Here is a 23802-nt window from a genome sequence, read left to right as displayed (position 1 = left end):
GCGGGGGGATTTAGTTTGCCGATAATCCCTGTTAGCAACAATCAGTCATGCCGAACTTGTTTCAGTATCCCATTACACAGGCCTGATATGCAAAGATTGACTATGCATATGAGACCCCGAAACAAGTTCGGGATGACATTACATGCATGCCTATTTCAACACCCCTATCGCCTCAAATTTTTCAAAAACGCTATCGGTATGGGGCGCGTCGACCAGCTCGGGGGTAAGGTCCTGGCCGGCCCAGTGCTCGTAGTGTTTGCCATCGCGCCAAAGGCGGCTGGTGGTTACATCGTAGATCAACCCCTTGTAGGCCACCCAAATTTGGGGCTTGTCCTGCCCGTTGCGCAGGGCTAGTTGAGAGCGGGTATAAGCGGGCAGGTCTGTCATGCCTGCAAAATAATCAAAAATAGCGATTTGGATGCCCTGATGCCTTTATCAAAAAAGCTTCCTGATCTGTTGTAACTGGTGGGTATGCCTTTGGGTATGCACCGAAATAAAATTCAGCAATTCCAGCCGGCTTAGCGGACCCGAACCGGGGAACTCAAAATCGGGGATGATGAGGTTAAGATCCTTCCCCTGCGCGGTATCGATGGTAGCGGTGAAAGCCTCCTTTAACGACCGGGTAAGCACGACCAGATCTTTCGGTTCATTTGATGGTAAAACGAAGCCCGGCGATTTCATTTTGGTACTGAAATCTAAAAACATCTGCCTGATGCCGGCTACATTCAGGGCCGGGTCGCGATCGGCGGAAATGCCATCGGTACCTAATAAATGCGGCACACCGGCTACCGATTTATAAATATGCTCGGCTACCTGTCCGGGTGTCCAGCTACCTTCTAATGGGGTGGTGTTGAACTGTTCCCGGGTAAATGCGCCAAGCGCGTTAAAAAAATTATCCTTTGTGGTAATTAATTCCGCTAAAATATCTGTTGCCATAATTGTTGGTTTTTAACTGATGTAAAGTTAGATACCATTAAAAATGGCAAGCATGTGCAAAAACGACAAATAAGGGTGCGATTGCGACACTTTTTGTGGTAGCATAAACGGCAATTTAACCACAAAGTGCACAAAGATTTTCACCTCCTTGACGTAATAAACCTCCTGTGGTTAAATAGCCACCAAAATCGCTAATCCCTACTCCACCACCGCCGCCTTGCGTACATTTTTACCTGCGCGGCCGGTTAGATCATCGCCCAGATCCTCCCGTGCCGAATCGGCTAAGGCTTGCATATGCTTCATGATATCGGGGTGTAATTGCTGTACATCGTAGGCCTCGCCGGGATCGTGGGCCAAATCGTACAGGGCCAGGGGCACATCTATCTTTAATATCTTGCCACCATTGCCGTTAACACCATGCAGCAACTGATACGATGATGACTTATGCGGCAGCACCAGCTTCCAGTTTTTATAGCGCACCGCATCTAAATTATTTTGCCCCGAGTAGTAATAAAACACTTCCCGCGGACCGGTTCTGTTACCCGCCAGCAGCGATGGCAGGAAATTCAGTCCGTCTATCCGGTTTTGCGGCAGGTGCGCGCCGGTGGCAGCGGCAATGGTGGGCAGGATATCCATATTGGTCATCAGGTGGCTATTGATCCCACCGGCTTCAATTTTGCCGGGCCAGCGCATCAGCAGGGGCACACGGGTGCCTCCCTCAAAGGTAGTGGCCTTGCCTTCCCTGAAACCGCCTGACGAACCGGCATTATCGCCATAATTTAACCATGGCCCGTTATCGCTGGCTACAATTACAATAGTGTTTTTAGCCAGCCCGGTTTCGTCCAGCGTTTTCAATATCTGCCCCAGCGACCAGTCCAGCTCCATCATCACATCGCCAAAAATACCCATCCCGCTTTTGCCCTTAAATTTATCCGACACAGCCAGCGGCACATGCGGCATGGGCTGCGCCACGTACAGAAAGAACGGTTTGTTTTTATGCCCGCGAATGTAAGCAACGGCCCGTTTGGTAAACTTAGTGGTCAGCAACTCCTGGTCATGGTGGCTTTTGATGGTATCGGCAATGCGGTCGTCTTCTATTAGTGGTAATTCGGGCCAGGTATAGCGGGCATTGGCCGGGTCGGTGATCTTGTTGCCATCCTTATCGCGTGGCCAGATATCGTGCGAGTAAGGCAGGCCGTAAAACGAATCGAAGCCATAATGGAGTGGGAAGTAAGGTGGATGATTGCCCAAATGCCATTTACCCAGCATGGATGTATGGTAACCGGCACGTTTCAGCATGGATGCAATGGTGGTTTCCTGCGGATTGAGCGCTATTTTTGAGGTAGGCAGCAAAGCCCCCGCCATGCCCACCCGGTTGGGATAACAACCCGTAAGCAATGCCGTGCGCGAAGCGGTGCAGATAGGTTGCCCGGCATTAAAGTGCGTAAAGCGCGTGCCCTGCTTAGCCAGTTTGTTGAAGTTGGGTGTAGGGATGCCCGTCATACCATAGGGCTCGGTATCGCCGTAGCCCATATCATCCATTAAAATAATAATAACGTTTGGCTTGCGCGTAGCCTGCGATGAGGCAGGTATAACCCATAAGCATAACCATACAATGGAGAGTAGCTTTTTCATCAGGCGGTATAAATTGGTTTGTACCGCTAATATAAAGGCTTAAGTTTATTGGTAGAGAAGCCGCGGAAGCATCTACAACAATGCACGGGCTAATTTGCAACAAATGGCAATGGGGCGGATTTTAACCACAGAGGTTTGCACAGGGTTCACAGAGAGAATAATGATCAAAAATGTATCTCTGTGGCCGCTGTGGTTAAAATCTCCTTACATCAACTCCTTCATCAATTTATCAAAAGCCTCTTTTAATTCGGCGTAATCCTGCTCCAGTTTGGTAACGCGGGCTTCAAGGCCGCTGGCAGAGTAGCCGATGGGCGTATCGGGTTCATCATCTATGATGTCCGGTTCGCCGGCTAAGAGGTGGGCATAGCGCGCCTCCTTTTGGCCCGGGCGACGGGGTAACTGCACTAAATAGGGCGGTTCATCGGCAGCAAGTTTTTCCAGTATCTGCTGCACTTCTTCTATCGATTCAAACTCATACATCCGGCCCGAATTGGTATTCAGTTCGCCGGGTGTTTGCGGGCCGCGCAGCATCAGCAGGCACATAATGCAAACTTCCTGCGGCAGTACCGGGAACACAATGGCAAAGTTATGCTTGTACTTTACCGCCCGGCTCGATCCGCCGGTAGCTGTGGAGATCAGCCCGCGACGCTTCAGCGAATCCAACGCCATGGCTACCGTTCCCTCATCATACTGCACAACCGGCTTGCGCGATGTCTTTTGGTTGCAGGCAGCCGTAAGGCTATTGAGCGACATGGGGTAATATTCGGGCGTGGTGCGGGCTTTTTCCATTAACGACCCGAGCACACGCAGTTCGGTGGCATCAAGTACAGGCAGGCTTTTCGGTGTATCCATTAGGCTAAAATATAAAATGCTGTGGTATCGGCAATGTTTTTTTGATAGGGATATGGCCCGTAAAAGCAGCGATGGGTTTAAAACCCCATTGTTCCCGCCCGAAATATAGAAATCCGTCAAAACATTGGCAGAGCCAATGCTGCTAATTGTTGCCAGGTGCTGATAGGTTCAGCCTTGCCCAGCAGCGCGGCTGCTGCCGTAAAAATATCAGCGGGCGATCTGCCCTCATTTCGTAAATAATGCACGGATGTTGCGCCTGACGATTTGGAAAGCTTTGCTTGGCCCGACGACATCAACAGCGGGTGGTGGAAAAAGACGATATCGTTAAAGCTATGAGCGTCAATTTTAGGTGCGAGGTATTGTTGCGCCAATGTCGATGCCCAAAGGTCGGCCCCGCGGACGATCAGATCTATCCCATAAAGCAAATCATCCAAAACGGATGTAAGTTGGTAAGCCGGGTAACCATCTTTTTTCCGGATCACAAAATACGGCATGTTGGCGGGTAAAGTAGCTGGTGTGCTATCGCCCGAAATATTTTTAACCGTTATGGGTTCATTAATATCGGTCTTCAGCCGCCAGCTTATATTTTCTGCATCCAGCGGGATATTTTGATGCAGGCAGGTTGCGGGATAGGTATCATCGGTATTGATATTTCTGATCTGCGCCCGGGAGCAATTGCAGGCAAACACGGCATCATTCTCCTTTAATGTTTGCAATGCATCGCGGTACATATCCATACGATGTACCTGCGACCATTCCCGCTCGTACTCATCAAAATTGCGCGGGCCCTCATGCCAGGGGATGTCAAGGAAGTTCAGCGTATCAAAAATATCCTGCACATAGTTGGGTTGCACCCGTTCACGATCGAGGTCATCTATCCGCAGCAAAATTTTAGCCCCGGTTTTTTCGGCCAGCGCGGCGGTAATGGCAAAGGATAATACATTCCCCAAATGCAGGTAGCCACTGGGCGTTGGCGCTATGCGGGTTTTGCGGTATACGGGTTGCTGATCCATCGGGTGCTAATGTCGGGTTAAAATTGATATTTAGAGATATAGGCTGATTAATCGCATTCTGCTTTTAGGCACACCAGTACAAAATAGCTGTTACATATAAATAACCCACAGTGTTTTTTGCCAATTTAATAGTAATTTGACCGCTGATTAACCATTTAGTACAGATATGAAAAAACTTTACCTAAGTATGGTTGCCTTGTTTGCAACGGCAACCGCCTTTGCACAAAGCGATATTTATTACTCCCTCAGCTTCGCGAATGCCGCCCACCACGAAGCCGAGATCAGCATGCGCATAGGGCAATTGCCTACCAGCGCCCTGCGGGTTCGCATGAGCCGTTCATCGGCCGGGCGATATGCCACGCACGAGTTTGGCAAGAACGTTTATAATGTAAAAGCGTTTGATGGCAGCGGCAAGGCCCTGGAGATAAAACAAATTGAAGGCGATGTGTGGGAAGTGCCACAGCACGGCGACGTAGTTAAGGTAACCTATACCCTGTTTGCCAACTGGACCGACGGCACCTACGCCAGTATCGACCCAAGCCACGCCCACCTGAACATGCCAGCCGCCATGATGTGGGCCGTTGGGATGGACGCCCGCCCGATTCACATCCAGTTTAAGGATTACGAAAAATACGGCTGGAAAATAGCCACGCAGTTGAAACCGGAAAGCGAAAGTTCGTACTTCGCGCCGGGTTTGCAGTATATGATGGATAGCCCCACCGAGTTATCAAACTTTAAAGCAACCGCCTGGGAAGTGAAAAACCCTGATGGTAAAAAACTGGGCATCAAACTGTCTATCCACTCAGACGATAGCCAGGCAACCATCGACAAGTTTACCGAACTACTGAAAAAGGTAGTACTGGAAGAGCAGGCCGTATTTGGCGAGCTGCCGGTGTACGATTACGGCGAATACACTTTCCTTGATGATGTTTACCCAACCGTTTCTGGCGATGGGATGGAACACCGTAACTCTACCTGCATTGTACAGCCTGCCGAAAAAGTAGAGGGTAACGAAACCCGCCTGCTGGGCACCTACGCGCACGAGTACTTCCATAGCTGGAATGTGAAGCGCATCCGCCCAAAATCGTTGGAGCCATTTAATTTTGAGCATGCTGATATGAGCAGTGAGCTTTGGTTTGCTGAAGGTTTTACTCAATACTACGGTGGCCTGGTATTGATCCGCGCCGGTTTTGGCGATGCGGAAAGCTACACCCGCACCGCTGCCGGTTTGATCAATACCGTATTAACCTCGCCTGCAGCATTGAAATACTCGCCTGCGCAGATGAGCCGTTACGCGGTTTTTGCCGATGCCGGTGTATCTATCGACCCTAACAATAACGCCAATGTGTTTACCAGCTATTATACTTATGGTGGCGCTACGGCTTTAGCTTTAGATCTGCGCCTGCGCGCTGATTTTAACCTTACGCTTGATGATTACATGAAAGCAGTTTGGTTAACCCTGGGCAAAAACATGAAGCCATATACCATCCCCGATCTGCAGGCGGTTTTAGCCAGGGTAACCAACCCTAAATTCGCTGCCGATTTCTTTGGTAAATACATCAACGGCATCGAAAAGAATGATTACGCCGCCCTGCTGGCCAAAGCCGGTATGGTATTGCGTAAAGTTGCACCGGGTAAAGCATGGGCAGGCTCGGTAGGTGGCTTCCAGCAGAGGGGCCGTTCGGGCCAGGCGCGTACCACAGGCGCTGCCGAAGGTATCCCGATCACCAACAGCGTAGCGCAAAACACGCCGATATATAAAGCCGGAATTGACGCGGGCGACATTATTATGAAAGCCGACGGTAAAGACCTGGCCGATGCAGGTACCCTGCAGGAAATTGTAGCCGCTAAAAAGCCGGGTGATAAAATTGCGCTGGTATATAAAAACCGCACCGGTCAGCACGAGACTACATTGACATTGGAAGAAAACCCTGCTTACGAGGTAGTAACTAACGAAAAAGCAGGTAAAGAATTAACAAAGGAGCAGTCGGCCTTCCGCGCCGCCTGGTTATCAAGCAAAGTAAAATAAACCTAAAAAATGATGAAGAAATATATTTTAGCAGGCGCCATTTTGGCAACCACTGCGGCGGTCTTCGCGCAGGATGGTAATAAGATACCTAATTTAGCCAGCACCGGGGCTACCCAGCAGGTAAACAAGATCATAGATCAGCAGAATGTGGAGCGTATTATCAAAACCCTTTCTGACGATAATATGGAAGGCCGTGCTACCTTTACCCCGGGTATCGACCGTGCCGCCAAATTTATCGAGGGCGAGTTTAAAAAGATAGGCTTGCAACCGTTAAAGGGCGAAAGCAGCTTCCGCCAAAATATCCCGCCGATGGTAAAAACTACTGTTGGCAAAGCTAAACTTGTAATTAACGGCAAGGAAGTTCCGGCTGATAAGTTTACCGTTTCGGCCGGCGCGTCATTTAGCTGGAGCGACATGAATGGAGTTGAAGTAGTAAAGCAGGCAGCCGGCTTTGGTGGCCGCGGTGGCGCAGGTGGCGGCAGGCAGGGCAGCGCGGGTGCAGCCGATGCCGTAGGTAAAAAACGCCTGGTGCTTATAGATACAGCAGGTGCTGCTATGTTTAAACGTCTTAAAGACCGCGCCACTACCGGCAGCATATCAGCAAAAGCCAGCCCCGACCAAACCGTTACCGTATTGGGAAACTTTGGCGATATCACATCCATCAGTGTAAACGCTGATGTAAAGACCGAATCAGCACCACTGTTTAATGTAGCCGGTATGTTGCCGGGTAAAGGCAAACCTAATGAGTACGTAGTATTCTCGGGCCATTATGATCACCTTGGCGTAAGACCGGGCATGAAACCAGACAGCGTATTTAACGGTGCCGACGATGATGCTTCGGGCACAACCGCGGTTATTGAGCTGGCTAAATACTATAAAGCAATTGGTAACAACGAGCGTACGCTGATATTTGTAGCCTTCTGCGCCGAAGAAATAGGCGGTTATGGCGCGCGCCATTTTACCACTACAGTTAACCCCGACCAGGTGGTGGCCATGTTCAACATCGAAATGATTGGCAAAGCATCAAAATGGGGTCAAAATTCGGCCTTTATCACTGGTTTCGAAAAGTCTGATTTTGGCCAGATACTACAGCGCAACTTAGAAGGTACCGCTTTTAAATTCTATCCGGATCCGTACATCAAGGAAAACCTGTTCTACCGCAGCGATAACGCTACGCTGGCAGCTTTAGGCGTACCGGCCCATACCATCTCAACCGATCAGATCGATATCGACCCCGATTACCATAAAGTAACCGACGAGCTGAAAACGCTGGATGTGGCAAATATTACCGCCGCCATTCGTGCCATCGCGTTAAGCTCGCGCACTATTGTTTCGGGCAAGGATACGCCGACAAGGGTAGAGAAGTTGCAACGATAAGCTTTAGAGCACACAATGCAAAAAGCGTTTGGGTAATAAGCTCAAACGCTTTTTTGCGTCGTGGCATAAGAATTGACAGTCAAATAAAAAACAGGTATCTTTGAACATGAACACGCTAACTATTCATCCAGCAACAAATGATCAGGAAACAGCTATCCGTATGTTTTTAGATGCATTGCATGTTGACTATAAATCAAGCGATAATGTTGATGAGACAACTTATCTGATGTCATCTCCGGCCAATGCCGAGCATTTGCAAAAGTCGATAGAACAGGGTAAAAAAGGGGAAGTAACCAAACTTAGCCTTGATGATATATGGAAGCCTTAAGTTTCACTTCCGAAGCATTGGCCGACCTTGAATATTGGAAGAAGAGCGGTAATGTAATTATCTTAAAACGCATCCGTCAATTGGTAGAAGCCATACAACTTGATCCATTTGCCGGGATTGGAAAACCTGAAGCATTGAAACATAATCTTGCAGGATTTTGGTCAAGGCGAATAAATCAGGAACATCGTTTGGTTTATAAAGTAGAAAGCGAAACCATCGTTATTTATTCCTTAAGGTTTCATTATACAAGATAGTTTCCTACTGCACTTTCCTAAACTCATAAGCGTCCCGCTCAATAAAATCAGCCACCTTAACCCGTATGCCACTTATCCTGCCATTGGCAAAGGTGAACGGGAAAACAGCCTTGCCCAATTCAGGATCCGAAAACACTACGTAAAACCGGTTGCCGCCCAATGGCTGCGCGGTGGCGAACATTTTGGGGTGATGCTCAAAGCGTAACTGCAACTGGTCAAGGTCGCCGCCTATGCTGATGGTGAGCGTGCCATACAGGTCGTTTACATATTTGCCGGTGTAGGCGCTTAGCGGCATAGCCGTGGGGCGCTTCATAGCTACCGAATCGCGGAGTTTTTTATCCACCAGTTGGTCGTTAGCCTGGTTGGTTTTAAAAAAGCTGAGGTAAGATTCGCTGTAATTGCGGTAAGGCAGCTTAAAGTAGGCATCCATTATTTCCCAGCGCAGGGCTTCGTATAAGCTGTTCTGATCGGTATTGGTGAGGATGACGATACCCAGCTTGTCCTGCGGTACCAGCGTTACCGACGATACATAGCCATTTACCCCGCCATCATGCATCACCAAACGGTGCCCGGCATAATCCTGCAAAAACCAGCCGAGGCCATAAAGCTGGTAATTGGTTTCGCCATTAAGGTGGCGAATGCTGCTTACGATATCCTGTGGTTCGCGCGTGGCGGCGATAGCGGCGGCGGGGATTACCTGCCGCTGACCAACCTTGCCGTTATCCAGCAGGGCCAAAACCCATTTGCTCATATCGTTAATGCTCGAACTGATGGCCCCGGCAGGCGCCAGCGCGTCTATCTGGCAATAAGGGATAGCCACCAAACGGCCATCAACCAGGGTATGCGCGGCAGTGCGGTTCAGCGATTTGGGCATATCGGCGGTTAGCGCCAGGGTATTGATCATCCCCAGCGGGGCGAAGATATTATCCTTCAGAAATACCTCCCATGGCCTGCCGGTTACCTTGGGGATGATCTCGCCAGCTGTTAAAAATGCCGAATTGGTATAACCCCATTTGGTGCGGAAAGGGTAGGCTGCTTTCATGTGGCCCAGCTTTTCGATCACCTCCTTACGTGATAAATTGGTATTATAAAAAGTAAAATCGCCCTGGAAGGTTTGGAAGCCCAGTCGATGGCTAAGCAAGTCTTTAATGATGGCCTGCTCGCCGGCGGCCTTATTATCCAGTTTAAATTCAGGGATGTATTTGGTCACCTTATCATCCAGCGAAAGCTGTTTGCGCTCCTGCAGCATGGCCAGTGCGGTAGCGGTAAAGGCTTTGGTATTGCTGCCTATCATAAACAGCGTGTTCTCGTCAACCTTATCGGGCAGGCCCAGTTCCTTTACGCCGTAAGTTTTCATCAATACCACCTTGCCATCCTTAACCACGCAAACAGCAGCACCTGGAATGCGCCAGTTGGTGAGGGCGCGGTTCATGTAAATATCCAGGCTATCCTTTAAAAATCCGCCGCGGTCAAGCTCCTGTGCTTTGGCCATTCCAACAAACATCAAAAACGCTATACAAATGCTGCTTATTTTTTTCATGACAGGCTGATATAAATTATGGGTTGGAAAGTATTAAATTACCGCCAAATTTAATAACACTTTATACAGTTAAAGTTTTTATCAAAACCAAAAAATCCGGGACATATGAAAACGAAATTCTACTACAAAGGCTTTGGGTTGCTGGCAGCGGGCTTGCTGCTGATTGGCCAGGCTGCAAACGCGCAGCGGGGCACCCAATGGGCTAAAGATGGCTACCAGTATTACCGCATGCAGGGCGGCAATATTGTTGAATTAGATATTCGTGATGCTTCAAAGAGCACCACCGTGGTTACGGCCGCAATGCTTACACCTGCCGGACAAACGGCAGCACTTACACCGCGCCGCTTCTCGTTCTCGGCCGATGATAACAAAGTGCTGCTGAACACCAATACCAAACGCGTTTGGCGCCAGGATACCCGCGGCGATTACTGGGTGTACGATCTGAAAGCCAAAACCCTTAAAAAATTGGGCAAAGGCAAGCCCGAGTCATCGCTGATGTTTGCAAAATTCTCGCCCGATGGCAGTAAGGTGGCTTACGTGAGCGAACACAATCTTTATGTAGAGAACCTGGCCACCGGCATTATCAAGCCGCTGACCAAAGACGGGAGCAAGCGCCTGATCAACGGTACATTCGATTGGGTTTACGAAGAGGAATTTGATTGCCGCGATGGCTTCCGCTGGTCGCCGGATGGACGCAATATTGCCTACTGGCAGATAGATGCCCGCAAGATCAAAAACTACCTGATGCTGAACACCACCGACTCTACCTATTCGTTCACCGTGCCGGTTGAGTACCCGGTGGCTGGTGAAGACCCAAGCTCGGCTAAAATTGGTGTGGTTGATGTGGCTACCGCCCAAACCAAATGGATGAAGGTGCCGGGCGATCCGATCCAACACTATATCCCGCGTATGGACTGGACTAACAATCCTAACGAACTGATCCTGCTGCAACTGAACCGTGCGCAAAATGAGGAGCAGATCTTCATTGCCAATATTTCTAACGCCTCTACCCACGTTATTTATCGCGAAACCGACAAAGCCTGGGTTGATGTGCGCGATGCTGACGGCTGGACCTGGATAGACCACAACAAGAAATTCCTTTGGATGAGCGAAAAGGACGGCTGGAACCATATCTACACCGTAGATCGTGATGGTAAGGAACAACTGATTACCAAAGGCGATTATGATGTGATCAGTATTTCCAACGTAGATGAAGCCGATGGCCTGATCTACTTCATCGCCTCGCCAGAAAATGCTACGCAGAAATACCTGTACAGCGTTAAAATTGACGGTAGCGCCAAAGCGGTGCGTGTTAGTCCAATGGATCAGCCGGGTACCCACAGCTACGAGATCTCGCCAAATGGCAAGATAGCCCGCCATAACTTCAGCAACAGCTACACTTTACCGGCCAGCGAAACCATTAGTCTGCCCGATCACAAGCACCTGAGCGGCCAGAACATTGCCGTTAACGCGGCTGATAAAGCGAAAGGCCCCGAGTTTTTTAAAGTAAAAACGGTTGACGGCATTGAGATGGACGGCTGGATGGTGAAACCTACCAACTTCGACCCGAAGAAAAAATACCCGGTTGTGTTTTTCGTATACGGCGAACCGGCCTCGCAAACCGCTCCGGATAGCTACGGTAGCGGCCGTAACGGCGAATATGTAGGCAGCATGGCTAACGATGGCTATATCTATATATCGATGGATAACCGTGGCGCGCCGGTGCCCAAAGGCCGCGAATGGCGTAAATCCATCTATAAAAACATCGGTATCCTCAACATCCGCGACCAGGCCATGGCCGCTAAGGAGGTGCTGAAATGGCCGTTTACTGATTCGACCCGTGTGGCGGTTTGGGGCTGGAGCGGTGGCGGTTCATCAACCCTTAACCTGATGTTCCAGTATCCGGATATTTATAAAACCGGTATAGCCGTAGCGGCAGTGGGCTGGCAACTATCGTACGATAACATTTACCAGGAGCGTTACATGGGTGTGCCTACCGACGAAGCCGGTCGCGCGCCGTTCATCAAAGGTTCGCCGGTTACTTATGCTAAAAACCTGCGCGGTAACCTGCTGTATGTGCACGGCACCGGCGATGATAACGTACACTACAAAAATGCCGAAATGCTGATCAACGAGCTGGTAAAATACAACCGCCAGTTTCAGCTAATGTCGTACCCTAACCGTACGCACGGTATATCTGAAGGGCCAGGTACCAGTTTGCACCTGCGCACCTTGTATACACAGTATTTAAAAGAGCATTGCCCGCCGGGAGGCAGGTAGGATCTGCTTCATTATAATTTGTCATTGCGAGGAGCGTAGCGACGTGGCAATCTCGTAGTTTGATATACGAACTACGAGATTGCCACGCTATCGCTCGCAATGACATTCTTTTTTAACAGAACATGCAAAAACCCCTAAAAATAGCCATCGTAGGCCCCGAATCAACGGGCAAATCAACCATGTCGGCGTACCTGGCCGAAGCATTTGATACCGTTTGGGTGCCCGAATATGCCCGCGAATATTGCGCGGCATTAACCGCGCCGCCTACTATTGAAGATGAGGTGAACATGTTTCACGGTCAGCTGGCTTTAGAAAAGGAATACCTGCCAAAAGCAAATCAAATCCTGATCTGCGATACCACTTTTATCACCGTAAAAATTTGGAGCGATGCCTTTTTCGGGTATACGCCACAGGTGGTGCTGGATGAATTGCCTAAACACCCTTACGATCTGTACTTGCTGCTCGATATCGATCTGCCCTGGCAGGATGACCCCCTGCGTGATTTTCCAACCCAGCGTGAGCACTTTATGCAGGTGTGGATTGACGAGTTAAAAGCCCTGAATGCCAATTATGTTACCATATCGGGTACTGGGCAGCACCGGTATGATAGCGCGGTGGCTGCGATAAAGGAGTTCACCTCTCCTAAATCCTCTCCAAAGGGGAGCACTTAAATGGTTTTAAAGCCCTCCCTCCTCGGGGAGGGTTGGGAGGGGGCTATCTCAGCACTTGCCTCACCACCTCTTCAGGCCCCTTACTCAAATCAACAATCATATCCGGCCTTAATACATTCTCGCCGCTTTTGCCTGCCGGGCGGATCCATTCCTTTACACCGAAGCGGATATCCAGCTTAGTGTTGGGTAGTTTGGTAGCATACATCTCGCCAAAATGGTTGGGGTGGCCCTCTTTTGGTACCTGGCCAATCAGCGTGGCAATGTGGTTGTCTTTAATCGTCGTAGCAAACATCATGGCGCTGGAGAAGGTGCCATCGCCAACCACCACGTAGGTTTTGCCGCTAAAGCGCACCGGGTTATTGGCTGATACCTTTTCCATGTCCGAATCGAAGTGGATCACCTTACCTACCAGTTGATTAGCATAAAAATCGTTATTGATGCCCCATGATTTGGTGAGCGCCAGGTATTCGTCGCTGCGTTTCCAGTTGCACTGGTAGCCGCGGTATGGTTTATCATAAAAAAAGTCGGTCATCATATCGCCCACGGCCGAGTTGCCGCCACCGTTGCGGCTTACATCAATAAACAGGGTTTTTAAGCCGTCAGTTTTTATTTGGGCAAACATAGCGGCTACCACTTTCCGCAGCGAATCCATCTGCCGGTCGTTGCGGGCATCAAAGGCGGTTGCGGTGATATACCCGGCATCGCCATAGCGGTTATAAGTAATGGTTTTGCCACTGCTGCCGGCCATTCCGGCCTTCATTACCAAATAATCGTACCATTTATTAAATGTAGTGCCGTGTATAGCAATAACCTTCCCATCGCCCATTTTAATATCAAAGCTATGGCGGGTATCGGGCTGCGATATGGTATACAAATAGCCAAATTGCTGCAAGGCATTGTCTGCCCTTTGCCCGGGGAAGCCGGTGGAGTAATTAACGCAGCGCTTAACCAAATCAGCAACAGGCTGACCGTTTACCTGCGTAATTATATCACCTTTTTGTAAGCCGCTGGTGGTGGATAGCACATCGTCAACGGTATAGCTACTCCCTTTATGGCCAAGGGTGAACGGCAAAAAGATCTCCCCGGTTTTGTACTCGGCGGTTTGCAGGTTGCTGCCAAGACTGATCTGCGCATGCTCATCTGAAAGGTAAGATACCGCTGGCCTCACCAGTTTAAAAAAACCGGTAGCCGTCATCGAATCGGTGATCTGTTTATCCATACGCTCAAAAACCTTTTCGTAGTCGGCTTTGCTTAGTTCGGTAAAGGGATTGGCATGCGCATTGAATAATTGTGTCTTTACAAAGGTAAGATCGGCCTTTAGCTGATCAGGCGAAAACTTGCGGTTTGGATCGGGTGATTGGGCAAGGCTGTATATCGTTGCTAATAGTATTACTGCGGCAAGGGCTGGTATCTTCATATCGGCGTTAATAATTAGGGAGTAGACGCAGGCTATTGAGGAAACGTTGCAGCGGAGATGGAAAAAAGCGTGGGGGCGCTCCCCCAATGTCATTAATTTAAGGATGCTCAGCCGAATAAAGCCCCCTCTAAATCTCCCCCGGTAGGGGAGACTTAGGCTGCACAAGCGTAAAATTCTTAAAGTCCTCCCCTTTGGGGAGGATTTAGGTGGGGCTTAAAAGCGTAACTTAAATGACATTGGGCGATCCCTCCCACGGGGCTAATCTATGCATACTGCCCCAGCTCCACCCTCTGGTGCTGAAACGGGATCTCGATATTTTCAAACCCTTTCTCCTTTAACTTTTGGGCGAAGCGCTGCTGTACATCGTATTCGCCGTGCACTAAAAATACCTTGCTAACCTTGCCGGCATCCTGGCCTGAAAGAAAGTGCAGCAGGTCTTCATAATCGCCATGGGCACTCATGGATTTGATGACATGTACCTGCGCCACCACATCGTACATCTCGCCAAAAATGTATACCTGCTTATCACCATTCATCAGGTGGCCGCCCAGCGAGTTCGGTTCGCAATAACCAACTATCAGGATGGTGTTTTTGCTGTCGTGGATATTATTCTTGATATGATGCTTCACCCGCCCGGCCTCGGCCATGCCCGATGAGGAGATGATAACGCAGGCACGGGGATCGGTATTCAGCGCGACTGATTCCTCGGTCGATTCTACAAAGCGCAGGCCCTTAAAGCTAAATGGGTCGGCATCGGTCTTCATCACCTTTTTTACATCGGCGTTGTAAACCTCGGGATGATCTTTTAAAACTTCGGTAGCTTTTAGCGATAGCGGGCTATCTACAAAGTAAGGCACGTCAGGCAGTTCGCCTCTGAGCTCAAGGGCGTTAAGGGCGTACAGCAATTCCTGCGTGCGGCCAACACTAAAGGCAGGAATAATTACTTTGCCCTTGCGGTTGATGCAGGTATCCTTAATAATATCCAGCAGGGCATCCTCAATGGGGCCAATATCTTTGTGCAGCGAATCTCCATAGGTAGATTCCATCAATATATAATCCGACTGCCGGAAGTTTTGCGGGCTTTTCAATATCATATCTCCGTATCGGCCAACATCGCCGCTAAAAGTGATGTGCGTTTCTTTGCCATCTTCGGTAACGGTAAGGTGGGTAACGGCGCTGCCCACTACGTGGCCCGCATCGCTGAAGTATAGCTTTACATCGGGGGTGATATTAAACTCTTCGTGATATTCAACCGTTTTAAACTGTTTCAGCGCGCGGTTGGCATCTTCCTCGGTATACAAGGTATCCAACAGGGGCAAATCTTTACGCTTGCGGTGCTTATTGGTGTATTCGGTATCCTGCTCCTGTATCTTGGCCGAATCCAGCAGCAGGATGCGGGCCAAATCTAAAGTTGGCGGAGTGCAGTAAATTGGGCCGCTAAAACCCTCGGACACCAGTCGGGGTATCAGTCCGCAATGGTCGATATGAGCGTGTGAAAGCACCATATGATCTACCTTTTTAGGGTTGAAACCAAAGTGCTCGTTCATGTTATCGGTATGCTCGCCCATTCCCTGGAACATGCCGCAATCGAGTAGAATATTGGTGCCGTTTTTTAATTGTAATAAATGCTTACTGCCGGTAACATGGCGGGCAGCGCCGTGGAAGGTTATATTCATAATTGATGTATAATTGGTATAAAGAATTGCAGGGGTAACAATTTTGTTTGAAAAGGTAAAATAAATTTGCTAAACTAATATATTAGTTTTATGTTTATTTATTATTCTGACATACCTGTGCAAGACAGGGAAGATTAAACTATTGTAAATATGGAAATTAAAGAATTAACCCGCGCCGAAGAACAAATTATGCAGGTGCTTTGGCAATTAAAAAAGGGTTTTGTAAAAGATGTTATTGATATTTTGCCGGAGCCAAAACCTGCCTACAACACCGTATCCACTATTATCAGGATATTGGAGACCAAGGGCTTTGTTGATCATGCTGCTTTTGGCAAAAGCCACCAGTATCACCCTATCATCAGCCGGGAGCAATACCAGTACTTTGCTACCGATAAGCTGCTGAACGGTTATTTCGATAATTCGGTAAAAAGGATGTTCTCGTTCTTCGTGCAAAAAGAGAAGATAGATCTGAAAGAAGCCGACGAGATCATGACCCTGATCGAAAAACTAAAAGACAAATAAATTGATTTAATAAGTATATGACCTGGTGGCATTATTTATTACTGGTTAATGTGTACCTCACATTGTTTTTTGTTTTCTACGCGATGCTATTGCGCCGGGAAACATTCTTCAATTTGAACAGGGTGTACCTTGTCAGTTCGGCATTGCTGTCGTTCTGCATCCCGGTTATCCAATCGAGCTGGATAAAGGGCCTGTTCATTACCAAACAAGTGCAGGAAACTATTCACCATGTAGGGCCATCGGTTATTTATCGTATCACCGGCCACGCGCCAACTGTGCACCAGCTTACCCTGGGGCAAATTATTGGCGGCATTTACGTAGCCGGGATACTTATTCTTACCATCCGCTTCTTTTATCAGCTGGCGGTGATCAACTGGGTCATCAGCCAGCCTAAGTCGGATACTTCCTACTCGTTCTTCAAACAAATAAAAATAGAACAGCGAGATACCGATAGCCATAATGATGTGATCACCGCGCACGAGGAAGTGCATGCCCGCCAGTGGCACACTGCCGACCTGCTGCTGATGGAAGCCATCATGATCATCAACTGGTTTAACCCGGTGGTATACTTGTATCGCAACGCGGTAAAATACATTCACGAGTTTATTGCCGACCGCGACGCGGTTAAAGCCGGCACCAACAAGGCCGAATACGCCATGCTGCTGCTAAGCCAAACCTTTGTTACGCCGCCCTATCATTTAGTAAACCCGTTCTTCAACAGCAGCCTGCTGAAACAGCGGATCCAGATGCTTAACAAAAACCGTTCGCACTGGATGATGCTGGTGAAATATGGTTTCTCGGCACCATTATTCGCGCTGATGCTGATCTTATCTTCGGCTACGGTTGATAAAAGTAAGACCCTGACTGTTATTACTAATACAGCTAATAATGTTTTCCACACACCGGCAGCGCAAACCTTCAGCACCGGCAATATATCAGCAGCCGACCAGGCCGACCTGGAAGAGGTGATCAGGCAACACCAACAGGGTGCAGGCGCGCAAAGTGCAGTTAATGGTATACAAGGCGAGCCACCTGTTGAAACGGCCGAACAATCGGCCGAATTTCCGGGCGGTATCGAATATTTTAACCGTTATTTATCTACTTATGTCCGCTATCCGGCCGAGGCTAAGAAGCGTGGCGTACAAGGCAAGGTGTTCTGCTCGTTTGTTGTTGAAAAGGATGGCAGTATCAGCAACATCAAGGTAGTACGTGGTATTGGCGCCGGTGCCGATGAAGAGGCCGTGCGTGTAATTGCAGGTATGCCAAAATGGAACCCTGGTATGCAAAACGGTGTTAAGGTAAGGCAATTATATACCGTACCCATCAGCTTTGTACTGGCCGATGGAAACGAAACCTTCACCGCGGTTGAACAATCGGCTATGTACCCTGGTGGTATGAGTGCCTTTGGCCGCTACCTGGGCAACAACATCCGCTACCCGCAGGAAGCCCGCGAAAAACGTATCCAGGGCAAGGTTTATGTAAGCTTTGTGGTTGAAAAAGACGGTTCTTTAAGTGATGTACGCGCCCTGCGCGATATTGGTGGCGGTTTAGGTGATGAAGCTGTGCGGGTGATAGAGCAATCGCCAAGATGGAACCCGGGCATGCAAAACGGCAACCTGATACGCCAAAGGGTTACCACCCCGGTAAGCTTTACTTTAACCGATGACTACGTGGCAGATAATCATAAAGATTCCGCGGCAACATCCCGGTTTAGGGGTAGCCAAACCTACAATTACAGCATGGTTACTAACAATAACGACGCTGATAACGATCTGCTTGAAGCCCGCTTTACCGAACATGTAAAAGCATCGGCTATGCCACTGGCTGATAGTAAAACCCTGGCACAAGGAAAAGGTGGCATTAAACCCATCAACCTGTTTAAAGAAAAAGCCGAAAAAAACCTCACACTTGATAAAGCTGCCAACGGCGTTGTATCCATGGTGACCAAGCACAAATCATTCTTTGATTTGAGTAGTTTGGGGTTGTAAAAAATATAAATCATTTTGTCATTTCGAACGGTAGAGAGAAATCTTATACAGACTGCTAATGCATATAAGATTTCTGCTTCGCACCCATCGTTATCTCCTCCTCGCTCAAAGGAAATGACAAGTGGTCAAGGAGATAGGCACCGGCACCCCTCCGGGGCATATAAAGGCACCCCTTCCCGGCTACTTGCACAATTCATTTTTTAATACTTACATTTAAGTATTAAAACCCAACCCTTTATGAACTTTAAACTTATCTTTCAATTGTCCCTGTTTGGGCTTATCATGGCTTTTGCCACCGTATCGCTAATTCCCGAAAAGATCGAATTTTTCTTTTGGCTGGTCATCTTTTGCTTTTGCGCTTATATAATAGCCAGGGTGTGTAACGGAAAATACTTTTGGCATGGCTTTTTGGTAAGCGTATTTAACAGCGTATGGATAACAGCCGTGCACTTCACTTTTTTTGACAGTTATGTTGCGCACCACCCCGATATGGCGGCAATGAGTAATAACATGGGTTATTTTAACACCCATCCACGCATGATGATGCTTTGTGTTGGTATTCCCTTTGGTGCTATTTTTGGCTTATTTCAGGGATTGTTTGCCTTTGTAGCTTCTAAAATTGTAAAGCCTAAAGGCGCGTAAAAAGGCTATTCCGCTTCGGGGTCTTTCGGCTTCATTTTATTCATGTTGAAGCGGGGCTTTAAGCCGGCAGGCTTCGGGGCGTTTTCTACGGGCGCGGTACTTGTGCTTTGCCCGGCAGGTTTTTCTTCTGTTGGCGACGCTTCGTCAACAAGGCTTTCTGCTGGCTTTTCCTCCGGCTTTTCTTCCGCAGGTTTTGTTACCATCGATGCTTTGAACCTTGGTTTAAAACCAACAGTAGGCTTTGGTGTTTCTTCCGCAGGTGTTGCCTGGGCAGCAGGCTCAATAGCGGGCTTATCTTCGGCTTTTTCTTCGGCAGGTTTAGCCACCATTGATGCTTTAAAACGTGGCTTAAAGCCTACAGATGGCGCAGGTGTATTATCTGCCGGCTTCTCTTCGGTTGGTTTTGCTTCTCCGGCTGGTTCAACGGGCTGCTTCTCTTCGGTTGACTGGGGTGTAGCTGTGGCTTTAAAGCGCGGCTTAAACCCAACGGATGCCGCGGGTGTAGCCTGTTCCGTCAGCGATTCGGTAATGGTTTGTTCGGCCAATGGGTTTTCCGTCGTAAGCTTCTCAACCTTTACTTCGGGCGGTAGCGGAAAACGATGACGCAGTTGGTTGAACCAATATTTCTTGGTATGATCGAAGCTTTTCTCGCCCATTTGCCCATAATGGTGCTCAAACTCGGCAAATAGCGCCGGTTCGGCATCTTGCAACAATGGCAGGCTTATCTTCTTCTTTTTAAAAAACTCCTCGAAAGTCATCAGGCTAACGTTATCTCCACATTCAGTTTATCCCAGCGTATACCTTTATCGGTTAGCTCCCATTCGGCCTGTTGTTCGGCGCTTGCATTTTTTAGCTGCGGCATCCAGGTAAGCGGAATGGCCTGCTGCCTGCCACCGGCCTGCTCAACATACAGCATATCATCCTGGAACGATAGCTTTACGTCTTTTTTCTGCTTGCGCGATGTGAATAATGGCATGTTACAAAAGTGCGTATATTTTAATAAAAATCATTTTTTACCATTTATTATGTAAATGTTAAAAAACAGACGTATAGGTATTTACTATGTAACAAATATATGGTAAATTTAAGTCTATTATTAACTGAATGAAGAACAACCTTATCGCCGCACTCCTGCTGTGCTGCAGTTTGCTATGCTTCAAAATAGGTTATGCCCAAACCCCTGGGGCTAATTCGCCTGATCTCGCGGCTACAACAGCAATCCAAAAATTTAATAATACCATCGGTAAACAATCGTGGTTGTATAACGGCCCTGTTTACGATTTGGGGAAGCGTGTGATACAGGGTAATCCCAATTTCCTTGATACGGCGCTTGCCGATAAGCAGGGCTCGGTAGTTTACTACGGTTTTTTATATAAGGATGTGCCTTTAACCTATGATATCCGCAACGATATGCTGGTAACCACCCTGTATGATGACGTATCGCGCTATTGCCTCATCAACGGTATGGTAAGCGAGTTTACCATATTCAGCCACCGTTTCATCAGGCTAAATCCCGATACAACAAGTAATAAAGTTATTAAACCTGGTTTTTACGATGAGGTTTACAACGGTAAGTTGCAGGTGCTGGTAAAGCCAACCAAATTTATCCATGTGGCACGTGGGGTGATGAGCCCCGACGATTACTATGAGTCGAAAACCTATTATTACCTGAAGAAAAACGGCATCTACCATGCTATTGCCAGCGAGGGCGATATGCTGGATATATTGGCCGACCATAAGAAGGAATTGAAAAAATACATCAGGGATAACCGGATCAAATTTAAGGAAGGCCCGGCCGATGTGATGTTTATGCTGGCTGCTTATTACGATAAAATAACAAACTGATATGAGAAAGATCTACCTTTTAATTTTTTGCAGTTTGTTGATGGTAAAATTAAGCATCGCGCAAACAACCCAAACCAAACTCATCAGCGTAAACTATCAGCAGGCCGGTATTGAAAGTATTGTGACCGACCTGGAGAGTAAAACAGGTTATCATTTTTATTATGATAAAGTATTATTCGACAGTTTAAAGGTAACGGTTAAGGCAGATCAGAAGCCCCTCACTGGTGTGCTCGACGCGGTTTTTCAAAACACCGCCTTTCACTACGCCATAGCCAACGGAACAGATGTGTTTTTAACCCGCACCCGTGTGCTTGAACCGATGCTGGCCGAAGGCTTTTTTGACCCGGTTAAGCAAAAAGCCGCCGGACAGGCACAGTCCGCTTCTAAAAATTTTACGGTTGACGATAAGACAACTAAAGCCCCCGAGGCTACTATAGAAAATAAGGTTTATGCCATTGGCACCCGCACCAATACCATACAGCCCGGCAGCGCTACCATGGCCGGGTATGTGCGCAATGCCAAAACCGGCGAACCCATTATAGGCGCAAGTATGTTTGTGGCCGATACTAAGGCCGGCGTAGCTACTGATGGATTTGGCTTTTACTCGCTCACCTTACCCAAAGGGCCGCATACCATTATTATTAAAGCGCTGGGCAACCGGGATACCCGCCGGCAAATTATTTTGTATGGCGATGGTAAACTGAATATTGAATTACAGGAACAGATACAGGCGCTTCGCGAAGTAAAAATATCGGCAGATAAGGTGGCCAATGTGCGCGGCCCGCAAATGGGCGCTGTAAAGCTGGATATTAAAACCCTGAAAGATATCCCCGCTGTTTTTGGCGAGACTGACGTGTTGCGCGCGGTAACTCTGTTGCCGGGTGTGCAAACGGTGGGCGAGGCCACTACCGGGTTTAACGTTCGCGGCGGCTCGGCCGATCAGAACCTGATCCTGTTCAACGGCTCAACTATTTATAATCCCGCGCACTTTTTTGGCTTTTTCTCGGCCTTTAACCCCGAATTGATAAAAGATGTGGAGTTACATAAAAGCACCATCCCCGAAAAATTTGGCGGCAGGCTGGCATCTGTGCTGGAAATTAACGACCGGGAAGGTAATAAAAAGAAGTTCACCGGATCGGCCGGTATAGGCTTGCTCACCAGCCGGCTTAACGTAGAGGGGCCGATAGGCAAGGGCGAAAAAACATCGTTTTTGCTGGGTGGCCGCGTTACCTATTCAGACTGGCTGCTGAAGAGCCTGCCGCAGGAATATAAAAACAGCCAGGCGCAGTTTTATGATGTTAACCTGGATATCAACCATCATTTTAACGAGAAAAACGACCTGTATGTATACGGCTATATGAGCCAGGACGGTTTTAAATTAAACAGCGATACCAATTATAAATACAGCAATAAAAACGCCAACATTAAATGGAAGCATAATTATAACAACAAACTATACAGCGTTATTGGCGGCGGGTTCGATCATTACGATTATAATATTGCCAGTTCGGCCAACCCGGTTAATGCCTACCAGCTGAAATTTAATATCAACCAAACCAATTTTAAAACCGATTTTAACTATTACCCTAACACCGCGCACACGGTTACATTTGGCTTAAGTTCAAGTTTATATCGCCTGCATCCGGGTAGTTTTACGCCTAACTCGGCCACGTCGCTTGTTAAAACAGATAATGTGCCTGGCCAGCAAGCGCTTGAAAGCGCCCTGTACCTGGGTGATAAGTTTGATGTGACCGATAAACTGACGATAAGTGCCGGGTTACGTTATTCGCTCTATAACTTTATGGGGCCGTATACGGTAAACAATTATGCACCGGGGCAGCCGCGTACAGCCGCAACATTAATAGATAGTGTAAAATACGGCAGCGGCGCAAGCATTAAAACTTATGGCGGCCCCGAGATCAGGGTATCGGCAAGGTATGTTCTGGGTGATAACTTATCGGTTAAAGCGGCTTACAACACCATGCGCCAGTATATTCACCAGCTCTCTAATACTACGGCCATCTCGCCAACGGATATTTACCAGCTAAGCGACCCTAATATCAAACCGCAATTTGGCGACCAGGTTTCGCTGGGCTTTTATCGTAATTTCGAGAATAACACGATAGAAACATCTGTAGAAGGTTATTATAAGCATCTCAAAAACTATCTCGATTACCGCGATGGCGCCACCCTTGTGCTCAATCATCACCTGGAAACAGATGTGATTGGCACACGCGGCAAAGCCTACGGCATTGAGTTTTTAGTGCGGAAAACTGCCGGTAAACTGACCGGGCTGGCCAGCTATACCTATTCGCGTATCCTGCTTCAGCAAAACGATCCGGGTGTGGCCTCGCCCGTAAACCACGGCGAATATTACCCTGCCAATTATGATAAGCCGCACGACTTTAATTTTACAGGCAGCTATCATATTTCGCACCGTTATAGTTTTGCTGTTAATATGGTTTACAGTACCGGCCGGCCTATAACCCTGCCTATTGCCAAATACTACTACGGCGGTTCGGAACGTGTTTATTATACCGACCGTAATGCAAGCCGTATCCCCGATTATTTCCGTACCGACCTGTCTGTAACGCTTGAGGGCAATCACAGGCTGGATCAGCGCTTTCACGATTCGTGGACCTTCGGTATTTATAATCTATCGGGCAGGCAGAATGCTTATTCCACCTATTTTAGCCAGGAAGGCGGCGTAATACATGGATACAAGCTGTCTATTTTTGCTACGGCTATACCTTTTGTTAATTATAATATCAGGTTTTAATAAGTGCACCATCGAAGG

General features: G+C 48.2%; 21 protein-coding genes. 11 read left to right on the top strand and 10 right to left on the bottom strand.

Annotation, left to right across the window (positions count from 1 at the left end; translation table 11 throughout):
* Window positions 1-150: 150 nt before the first annotated feature.
* From HQ865_RS20575 to HQ865_RS20555, 5 genes are all read right to left on the bottom strand, one after another.
* Window positions 151-387 (bottom strand): cytochrome b5 domain-containing protein, encoded by a 237-nt coding sequence (locus tag HQ865_RS20575; protein WP_173416709.1) that lies wholly within the window; start codon window positions 385-387, stop codon window positions 151-153.
* A 48-nt stretch (window positions 388-435) separates the two neighbouring features.
* The gene (locus HQ865_RS20570; protein ID WP_173416708.1) at window positions 436-936 is read right to left on the bottom strand and encodes a DinB family protein; all 501 of its coding nucleotides are present in this window, start codon (window positions 934-936) and stop codon (window positions 436-438) included.
* A 198-nt stretch (window positions 937-1134) separates the two neighbouring features.
* Window positions 1135-2571: a sulfatase family protein gene (locus HQ865_RS20565; protein WP_173416707.1), complete on the bottom strand. Its 1437-nt coding sequence runs from the start codon at window positions 2569-2571 to the stop codon at window positions 1135-1137.
* A gap of 204 nt (window positions 2572-2775) precedes the next feature.
* Entirely contained in the window at window positions 2776-3423 is a 648-nt protein-coding gene (locus HQ865_RS20560; protein WP_173416706.1) for a YceH family protein, read from the bottom strand.
* A gap of 116 nt (window positions 3424-3539) precedes the next feature.
* Window positions 3540-4436 (bottom strand): glutamate--tRNA ligase family protein, encoded by an 897-nt coding sequence (locus HQ865_RS20555; protein WP_173416705.1) that lies wholly within the window; start codon window positions 4434-4436, stop codon window positions 3540-3542.
* Window positions 4437-4602: 166 nt separating this feature from the next.
* Between HQ865_RS20555 and HQ865_RS20550 the strand changes: the two genes are divergently transcribed.
* The 4 genes from HQ865_RS20550 (at window position 4603) to HQ865_RS20535 (ending at window position 8424) form a co-directional block, all read left to right on the top strand.
* Window positions 4603-6465 (top strand): M61 family metallopeptidase, encoded by a 1863-nt coding sequence (locus tag HQ865_RS20550; RefSeq protein WP_173416704.1) that lies wholly within the window; start codon window positions 4603-4605, stop codon window positions 6463-6465.
* Between the two features lie 9 nt (window positions 6466-6474).
* Window positions 6475-7842: a M20/M25/M40 family metallo-hydrolase gene (locus HQ865_RS20545; RefSeq protein ID WP_173416703.1), complete on the top strand. Its 1368-nt coding sequence runs from the start codon at window positions 6475-6477 to the stop codon at window positions 7840-7842.
* Window positions 7843-7948: 106 nt separating this feature from the next.
* Window positions 7949-8170 (top strand): DUF2683 family protein, encoded by a 222-nt coding sequence (locus tag HQ865_RS20540; RefSeq protein WP_173412909.1) that lies wholly within the window; start codon window positions 7949-7951, stop codon window positions 8168-8170.
* Window positions 8158-8424 carry a Txe/YoeB family addiction module toxin gene (locus tag HQ865_RS20535; RefSeq protein ID WP_173416702.1) on the top strand — a complete coding sequence of 89 codons (267 nt, stop codon included), beginning with the start codon at window positions 8158-8160 and terminating at the stop codon, window positions 8422-8424. The genes HQ865_RS20540 and HQ865_RS20535 overlap by 13 nt, the downstream gene beginning before the upstream one ends.
* A gap of 4 nt (window positions 8425-8428) precedes the next feature.
* Here the strand turns inward: HQ865_RS20535 and HQ865_RS20530 are convergent, their stop codons facing one another.
* Entirely contained in the window at window positions 8429-9964 is a 1536-nt protein-coding gene (locus HQ865_RS20530; RefSeq protein WP_173416701.1) for a serine hydrolase, read from the bottom strand.
* A 105-nt stretch (window positions 9965-10069) separates the two neighbouring features.
* On the opposite strand from HQ865_RS20530, the gene HQ865_RS20525 reads away from it, so the two are divergent.
* Window positions 10070-12244 carry a S9 family peptidase gene (locus tag HQ865_RS20525; protein ID WP_173416700.1) on the top strand — a complete coding sequence of 725 codons (2175 nt, stop codon included), beginning with the start codon at window positions 10070-10072 and terminating at the stop codon, window positions 12242-12244.
* Between the two features lie 122 nt (window positions 12245-12366).
* Window positions 12367-12915, top strand: a complete 549-nt coding sequence (locus HQ865_RS20520) for an AAA family ATPase (protein WP_173416699.1) — start codon at window positions 12367-12369, stop codon at window positions 12913-12915.
* A 43-nt stretch (window positions 12916-12958) separates the two neighbouring features.
* Here HQ865_RS20520 and HQ865_RS20515 read toward each other — a convergent pair whose 3' ends face one another.
* Together HQ865_RS20515 and HQ865_RS20510 are read right to left on the bottom strand one after the other, a co-directional pair.
* Window positions 12959-14332 (bottom strand): S41 family peptidase, encoded by a 1374-nt coding sequence (locus HQ865_RS20515; RefSeq protein WP_173416698.1) that lies wholly within the window; start codon window positions 14330-14332, stop codon window positions 12959-12961.
* A gap of 263 nt (window positions 14333-14595) precedes the next feature.
* Window positions 14596-16008, bottom strand: coding sequence for an MBL fold metallo-hydrolase RNA specificity domain-containing protein (locus tag HQ865_RS20510; RefSeq protein ID WP_173416697.1), 1413 nt, complete (start codon window positions 16006-16008; stop codon window positions 14596-14598).
* A 150-nt stretch (window positions 16009-16158) separates the two neighbouring features.
* Between HQ865_RS20510 and HQ865_RS20505 the strand changes: the two genes are divergently transcribed.
* From HQ865_RS20505 to HQ865_RS20495, 3 genes are all read left to right on the top strand, one after another.
* Window positions 16159-16530, top strand: coding sequence for a BlaI/MecI/CopY family transcriptional regulator (locus HQ865_RS20505; protein WP_173416696.1), 372 nt, complete (start codon window positions 16159-16161; stop codon window positions 16528-16530).
* Window positions 16531-16547: 17 nt separating this feature from the next.
* Entirely contained in the window at window positions 16548-18518 is a 1971-nt protein-coding gene (locus HQ865_RS20500; RefSeq protein WP_173416695.1) for a M56 family metallopeptidase, read from the top strand.
* Between the two features lie 237 nt (window positions 18519-18755).
* Window positions 18756-19160, top strand: a complete 405-nt coding sequence (locus tag HQ865_RS20495; RefSeq protein ID WP_173416694.1) for a hypothetical protein — start codon at window positions 18756-18758, stop codon at window positions 19158-19160.
* A 5-nt stretch (window positions 19161-19165) separates the two neighbouring features.
* Here HQ865_RS20495 and HQ865_RS20490 read toward each other — a convergent pair whose 3' ends face one another.
* Both HQ865_RS20490 and HQ865_RS20485 read right to left on the bottom strand, forming a co-directional pair.
* Window positions 19166-19918 (bottom strand): hypothetical protein, encoded by a 753-nt coding sequence (locus tag HQ865_RS20490; RefSeq protein ID WP_173416693.1) that lies wholly within the window; start codon window positions 19916-19918, stop codon window positions 19166-19168.
* Window positions 19918-20136, bottom strand: a complete 219-nt coding sequence (locus HQ865_RS20485; protein WP_173416692.1) for a DUF2442 domain-containing protein — start codon at window positions 20134-20136, stop codon at window positions 19918-19920. Before HQ865_RS20485 ends, HQ865_RS20490 begins: the two co-directional genes overlap by 1 nt.
* Window positions 20137-20264: 128 nt before the next feature.
* Between HQ865_RS20485 and HQ865_RS20480 the strand changes: the two genes are divergently transcribed.
* On the top strand, window positions 20265-21005 hold the full coding sequence (locus HQ865_RS20480; protein ID WP_173416691.1) for a hypothetical protein: 741 nt from the start codon (window positions 20265-20267) through the stop codon (window positions 21003-21005).
* 1 nt (window position 21006) lies between these two features.
* A complete protein-coding gene (locus HQ865_RS20475) occupies window positions 21007-23784 on the top strand; it encodes a TonB-dependent receptor (RefSeq protein WP_173416690.1) in 2778 nt (925 codons plus the stop codon).
* The last annotated feature ends 18 nt before the right edge of the window (window positions 23785-23802 follow it).

Origin of the sequence: Mucilaginibacter mali, from assembly GCF_013283875.1 — a bacterium.
Lineage (GTDB): Bacteria > Bacteroidota > Bacteroidia > Sphingobacteriales > Sphingobacteriaceae > Mucilaginibacter > Mucilaginibacter mali.
This window is presented reverse-complemented; position numbering and strand designations above follow the sequence as displayed.

What these genes read in the sequence shown, in the direction of transcription:
- HQ865_RS20575 (WP_173416709.1), bottom strand. Translation starts at nt 387, where the DNA reads ATGACAGACCTGCCCGCTTATACCCGCTCTCAACTAGCCCTGCGCAAC.
- HQ865_RS20570 (WP_173416708.1), bottom strand. Translation starts at nt 936, where the DNA reads ATGGCAACAGATATTTTAGCGGAATTAATTACCACAAAGGATAATTTT.
- HQ865_RS20565 (WP_173416707.1), bottom strand. Translation starts at nt 2,571, where the DNA reads ATGAAAAAGCTACTCTCCATTGTATGGTTATGCTTATGGGTTATACCT.
- HQ865_RS20560 (WP_173416706.1), bottom strand. Translation starts at nt 3,423, where the DNA reads ATGGATACACCGAAAAGCCTGCCTGTACTTGATGCCACCGAACTGCGT.
- HQ865_RS20555 (WP_173416705.1), bottom strand. Translation starts at nt 4,436, where the DNA reads ATGGATCAGCAACCCGTATACCGCAAAACCCGCATAGCGCCAACGCCC.
- HQ865_RS20550 (WP_173416704.1), top strand. Translation starts at nt 4,603, where the DNA reads ATGAAAAAACTTTACCTAAGTATGGTTGCCTTGTTTGCAACGGCAACC.
- HQ865_RS20545 (WP_173416703.1), top strand. Translation starts at nt 6,475, where the DNA reads ATGATGAAGAAATATATTTTAGCAGGCGCCATTTTGGCAACCACTGCG.
- HQ865_RS20540 (WP_173412909.1), top strand. Translation starts at nt 7,949, where the DNA reads ATGAACACGCTAACTATTCATCCAGCAACAAATGATCAGGAAACAGCT.
- HQ865_RS20535 (WP_173416702.1), top strand. Translation starts at nt 8,158, where the DNA reads ATGGAAGCCTTAAGTTTCACTTCCGAAGCATTGGCCGACCTTGAATAT.
- HQ865_RS20530 (WP_173416701.1), bottom strand. Translation starts at nt 9,964, where the DNA reads ATGAAAAAAATAAGCAGCATTTGTATAGCGTTTTTGATGTTTGTTGGA.
- HQ865_RS20525 (WP_173416700.1), top strand. Translation starts at nt 10,070, where the DNA reads ATGAAAACGAAATTCTACTACAAAGGCTTTGGGTTGCTGGCAGCGGGC.
- HQ865_RS20520 (WP_173416699.1), top strand. Translation starts at nt 12,367, where the DNA reads ATGCAAAAACCCCTAAAAATAGCCATCGTAGGCCCCGAATCAACGGGC.
- HQ865_RS20515 (WP_173416698.1), bottom strand. Translation starts at nt 14,332, where the DNA reads ATGAAGATACCAGCCCTTGCCGCAGTAATACTATTAGCAACGATATAC.
- HQ865_RS20510 (WP_173416697.1), bottom strand. Translation starts at nt 16,008, where the DNA reads ATGAATATAACCTTCCACGGCGCTGCCCGCCATGTTACCGGCAGTAAG.
- HQ865_RS20505 (WP_173416696.1), top strand. Translation starts at nt 16,159, where the DNA reads ATGGAAATTAAAGAATTAACCCGCGCCGAAGAACAAATTATGCAGGTG.
- HQ865_RS20500 (WP_173416695.1), top strand. Translation starts at nt 16,548, where the DNA reads ATGACCTGGTGGCATTATTTATTACTGGTTAATGTGTACCTCACATTG.
- HQ865_RS20495 (WP_173416694.1), top strand. Translation starts at nt 18,756, where the DNA reads ATGAACTTTAAACTTATCTTTCAATTGTCCCTGTTTGGGCTTATCATG.
- HQ865_RS20490 (WP_173416693.1), bottom strand. Translation starts at nt 19,918, where the DNA reads ATGACTTTCGAGGAGTTTTTTAAAAAGAAGAAGATAAGCCTGCCATTG.
- HQ865_RS20485 (WP_173416692.1), bottom strand. Translation starts at nt 20,136, where the DNA reads ATGCCATTATTCACATCGCGCAAGCAGAAAAAAGACGTAAAGCTATCG.
- HQ865_RS20480 (WP_173416691.1), top strand. Translation starts at nt 20,265, where the DNA reads ATGAAGAACAACCTTATCGCCGCACTCCTGCTGTGCTGCAGTTTGCTA.
- HQ865_RS20475 (WP_173416690.1), top strand. Translation starts at nt 21,007, where the DNA reads ATGAGAAAGATCTACCTTTTAATTTTTTGCAGTTTGTTGATGGTAAAA.